Origin of the sequence: Desulfococcus sp., assembly GCF_050178255.1 — a bacterium.
Taxonomy (GTDB): Bacteria; Desulfobacterota; Desulfobacteria; order Desulfobacterales; family Desulfococcaceae; genus Desulfococcus; species Desulfococcus multivorans.
Window position 1 is genome coordinate 1 of the sequence record NZ_JBFXGG010000172.1, and the last position, 4,557, is coordinate 4,557.

The 4,557-nt window shown below is 54.0% G+C and carries 6 protein-coding genes; 2 read left to right on the plus strand and 4 right to left on the minus strand.

All coding sequences use genetic code 11. The annotated features are described in order from the left end of the window. Positions 1-176 (minus strand): heterodisulfide reductase-related iron-sulfur binding cluster (locus tag AB7S84_RS16615; protein ID WP_428155876.1); only part of this gene is annotated, 176 nt, incomplete at its 3' end. Between the two features lie 16 nt (positions 177-192). Further along, entirely contained in the window at positions 193-825 is a 633-nt protein-coding gene (locus AB7S84_RS16620) for a 4Fe-4S dicluster domain-containing protein (RefSeq protein ID WP_020877962.1), read from the minus strand. Between the two features lie 453 nt (positions 826-1,278). On the opposite strand from AB7S84_RS16620, the gene AB7S84_RS16625 reads away from it, so the two are divergent. Beyond that, positions 1,279-1,761 (plus strand): ACT domain-containing protein, encoded by a 483-nt coding sequence (locus tag AB7S84_RS16625; protein ID WP_020877961.1) that lies wholly within the window; start codon positions 1,279-1,281, stop codon positions 1,759-1,761. 77 nt (positions 1,762-1,838) lie between these two features. Here AB7S84_RS16625 and AB7S84_RS16630 read toward each other — a convergent pair whose 3' ends face one another. Continuing rightward, positions 1,839-2,495: a hypothetical protein gene (locus AB7S84_RS16630; protein WP_428155870.1), complete on the minus strand. Its 657-nt coding sequence runs from the start codon at positions 2,493-2,495 to the stop codon at positions 1,839-1,841. Between the two features lie 131 nt (positions 2,496-2,626). Next, positions 2,627-3,835 (minus strand): ATP-binding response regulator, encoded by a 1,209-nt coding sequence (locus AB7S84_RS16635; RefSeq protein ID WP_428155872.1) that lies wholly within the window; start codon positions 3,833-3,835, stop codon positions 2,627-2,629. A gap of 317 nt (positions 3,836-4,152) precedes the next feature. Here AB7S84_RS16635 and AB7S84_RS16640 point away from each other — a divergent pair. Beyond that, positions 4,153-4,557, plus strand: a 405-nt coding sequence (locus tag AB7S84_RS16640; protein WP_428155874.1) for a single-stranded DNA-binding protein, incomplete at its 3' end; no start/stop codon positions are given.

Below are 4,557 nucleotides of genomic sequence, written 5' to 3' on the forward strand. Positions count from 1 at the left end.
GGCATGGCCACGGCCAGAAAATCATCCACCTTTCCGGCGGATGTGGCGCCGCAGCAGTTCCAGTCCTCGATTTCCTTCAGCTCAACCCCCAATTCGGAAAAAATCCGGCGGCTCTGGATATCGTACAGCGCGGACGACTGTTTCAGGGAGCATCCGGGGTAATACGCGATTTCCATGATCTACCTCTTTCCTCTAAGGGTTCACGCGGGGTGAGACCCCCGGTTTTTTGCGGGTCTTGCGATATAGCGCCTTGATTTCCTTTCGCCCTTTTGTCGTCATGAAACCGGCATGCATGCGCTTCAGCCTGAACATGGCCATACCCAGCTTCGCCTGCGTCTTCAACTCGTCGACGATGGCCTCGTAATTCCTGGCACGCGCCTCTCTTATGATGTTTTTCATTTCGTAGACACCCATGAATTCCATCTCGTTGACCCGGCCCCACCGCAAACCCGATTCCAGAAAGCTGTCATGGAACGCTGCCACCTTTGGCTGAAGCGGTGCGATGTGTGCCTCCTTGGCCATCTTTTTGAGAGTCTCGGTGATTCTGGCGGTCTGAATGTCGTTGGGGCAGCGCGTACCGCATGTGTAGCAGGAGACGCATTTCCAGACCAGAGGGTTGGAGAGGGCCGTTTCCCGATCGCCCAGAATAACGGTGCGAATCAAGATGTTGGGGGTGAAAAAACCGGTTTCGTCGGCCACCGTACATCCGGCCGCACATCGGCGGCACTGGTAGCAGGCGGTCAGCATCTGCCCCGAGCGTTCCATGACCTCCTGGAGCAGGGGTTTTGCCTGCTCGGGCCTGAATTCGAGTAATGGTCCCGTCATTTTTTCTCCTTCTCCGTGAAGGGTTTTATTTCGAGGCCAGCCCGCATACCGCTGTCGCTGTCGATAGGATCTGTTTCCGTGGAATCGGCGTGATTGGCACCCAAATAGGCGTTGATGCCACCCTGTTTGACAAAGGCAACCTGTCAATCAATGTGCAAGGGAAAATTTTATGAATGATATTTATTAGATTTATCGTCGTCCATTTGTCAAGAACAAAATGCCCAGAGGCAGCAATCTTTTTTTGGAATCAACCAACATGATCACCTCCGCCAACGATCTCATCATCATATTCGACGACGAATGTGAGGAGAGACATCGGCGGACCTTCGCCGGCGGGTAACAGCGTATGGGATTTGAAACGGAAAGAAAGCAGAGGGATAGGGTTGACTTCAAATCTGACATTGTCTATGGTCAGATCGACGATTTGGATGACTCTCAAAAAAAGGAGAAAAAATGGTTCGAACGGAAATATCGCTGTTTCTAAAAAATGTTCCCGGAGAGTTGGGGCGGCTGTCGACCCTCTTCGCCGACGCAGGCATCAACATCGATGCCATCACCATCCAGGATGCCTCGGCCTATGTACAGGCCCTGTTTCAGGCCCGTGGGAAATCCCTGAAGCGGATCGCCTCGAGCGCCAGCTACAACTCCATGCGAAAGGATTCCTCCGAATTCGCCCTGATCCGACTCCTGACGGATAAAACCGAGGAAGCGGTTCAACTTTTGGAAAAGCACGATTATCTCTTCGACACAGTTGAGGTTATCGCCGTCAAGCTCGAAAACCGACCCGGCGAACTGGCAAGGATCACCAACCGATTCGGCGAGGCAGGCATCAACATCAACTACGTCTACGGGTCCGTTTCCTCTCCCGAGGAAAAATGCCTTTTTGTGTTCTGCCCCGAGGATATCCAACTGGCTTCCAGGATTTTCGCCGAGTAACCCCATCGGCGACAGAACACGAGGGCATGCCCCCTGGTTCGGCAGACCATGGGGCATGCCCAGGATAAGCGGTTTCGTCACATCTTGTATTTGAGGGTGATCTCATCTTCCGAATTGTCACGGGTCTTATCGGGGCCTTCCGGAGGAGATGGGGGCTGATTGGCAGGCGGCGTCGGGGCATTGCCGGCGACCTTTTCCTCATAGACCCGCATGAGGAACACAGTGGCCAGAGGCTGGGTAAAAAGCCACCCCACGAATACGGAACTGCCGATGGCCGATATCCCCATGAAAAGAATCGCGACGATCACGTGGTCCATCAGCCCGTCCCCCGTCACGATTCGAAAGCTCTCCTTTACGGCATCGATCAGCCCAAAGTTCCGGTCGGTCATGAGGGGCATCATGTACAGACAGACAAAGGTCACCCCGCAAACGATCACGATGCCGGGAAGGAACAGTATGGAAAAACCGATCATCGATGCAATCGCCACGACGATGCCGAAGGCCAGAAGCGGCAGAAACAGCCGCATTTCCGAAAAAAGGTCCTGAATCTTCGGCTCCCGTCCGCTCCTTACCATCATCAGAATCGACTGCATATAACCGGCCATCGTGACCGGCGCCAGGATCCCGAGAGAGAGAAAACTGACCACCCCCATGACCAAGGTTATAAGCAACAGGGACACGATGTATTTCAGCGTCAGATGCCATGCGGTTTCCAGATGAGACTTAAAATCCATGTTCACTCCTTTTCACACCAGGTATGACGGGTTGATGTTGTTCTATACGAGATATTTCCTGATCTAAAAAAAGTAGATCAAGATACTGTATCCAAAACAAATTTGTCAAATACTATTGCGATTCCCCGAGATCATACTCTGCAGGAAAAAACCGACTCCGATTTGACCGGTGCGGACAACACCACACGAGTGCCGCTGCCGGGCGAAGCGGTGATGACGAACTCTCCGCCGAGATGACAGAGGCGCTCCCGGATGGAAAAGAGTCCGAAACCACCCCCCTCGGCGCTGAAACGATTTTCGGCGGCGTCAAAGCCGACCCCGTCATCCTCTACCACAACGGTGATGCGGTCGCCATTGCGCGTGATGCAGATGTCTACATGGGCGGCATGGGCATGCTTGACGACATTGAAAAGCAGTTCCCGAATGGATCGAAAGAGATGGATTTGAGTCGGATCATCCAGAATCTTGATGTCGGCAGTGCAATGAAAATCGATGGTCAGACCATGCCGCTCCGCGATGTCTTCGATATGATGCTTGACCGCAGCCGCAAGTCCAAGTTCGTCGAGAATCGGCGAACTGAGCTCATAAGAAAGCTCCCGCGTTTCCTTGATGATCTCCCGGGTATTACGGATGATGCCGTCGATGGCCGCCACATGGTCGGCGTTCTTCACCGACCGCTTGAGACGCCCCAGATCGATCTTGATCATCGCCAGGGACTGCACCACGCTGTCATGAATATCGCTTGCGATCTCGCGCCGGTCACGCTCCTCCATCAGGGTCAACTCCACGGTCAGAGACCGAAGCTTCATCTGGTGGCGCCGGAGTTCCTGTTCCGTCCGAATCCGTTCTTTATTTTCAAGAGCCAGCCGCAGGTTAATACGCTCCAGTTCGGCCGTACGCTCCCGAACCCGCCGCTCCAGTTCATCGCAGGCATTCCTGAGTTCTCCCGTCCTGAATTTCAACGCCAGGTTATTCCTCAGCCGCGCCAGGAGCTCCGCCCTGCTGAAGGGCCTGGTGATGTAATCCGAAGCGCCCACCTTAAAACCTTTGACAACATCCTCGGGCATCCGCCAGTGGGCGCTGATGAAAATCACCGGGATCTCCCGCGTTTCCTTCCCCCGTTTCAGCCGCCGACAGACTTCGTAGCCCTTGATGCCCGGCATCTCGATGTCCAGAAGGATGAGGTCCGGTCGGAGGTCTCCTGCGATTTCCGGCAGTCCGACCCCACTGGTGGCAAAGGAGATCCGATAGCCCTCCCGATGGAGAATGCAGGTCAGAAGTTGAATATTTTCAAGGAGATCATCCACAATCAAAATCATCGGGGGCATTTTGCTCATCATCCATTCCTTTGGCATCAGCAGCTTGAAATATCTCCTCAGATCGGAAGTACGGCATCTCAACAATTTGTATTCTTTATGATTACTCTAAACCAATTGACAAAAAATGCAAGCGACTTTTGATGCGTCCCGAGAAAAGGGGGCATCGGCCGAAAGCTCCCGGGATCTATCCGTTTGACAAACAGGCGCTTCATCGAATACTGATGGGCGGTATGTGACGTCATTCGGCCGGAGTTTACACCATAAACCGTTTAACATCGCCCGGAGGGAGAACCGATTGACCTCGTCGTTCTCTTCCGGCGTCAACAAAGGAGATAACCATGGCGGGAGTCAACAAAGCGATCATTATTGGCCGGCTGGGGCAGGACCCGGAAATCCGTTACTTTCAGGACGGCTCGGCCGTCGCCAACTTCAGCGTAGCCACATCCGAGGAATGGCGGGACAAGGAGACCGGGGAAAAACGGGAGCGGACTGAATGGCACCGTATCGTTGCATTTCGGAAACTGGCCGAAATCTGCGGCCAATACCTTTCCAAGGGCCGGCAGGTTTATATCGAGGGTCGGATTCAGACCCGGGAGTGGGAGGACCGTGACGGCACCAAACGCTATACGACGGAGATCGTTGCCAACAACATGCAGATGCTGGGGTCCCGGAACGATGTCGGGCCTCAGAATGCTCAGGGCGGTGGATACAACCGCTCTCCCCAAGGCAGTCAGGGAACTCAG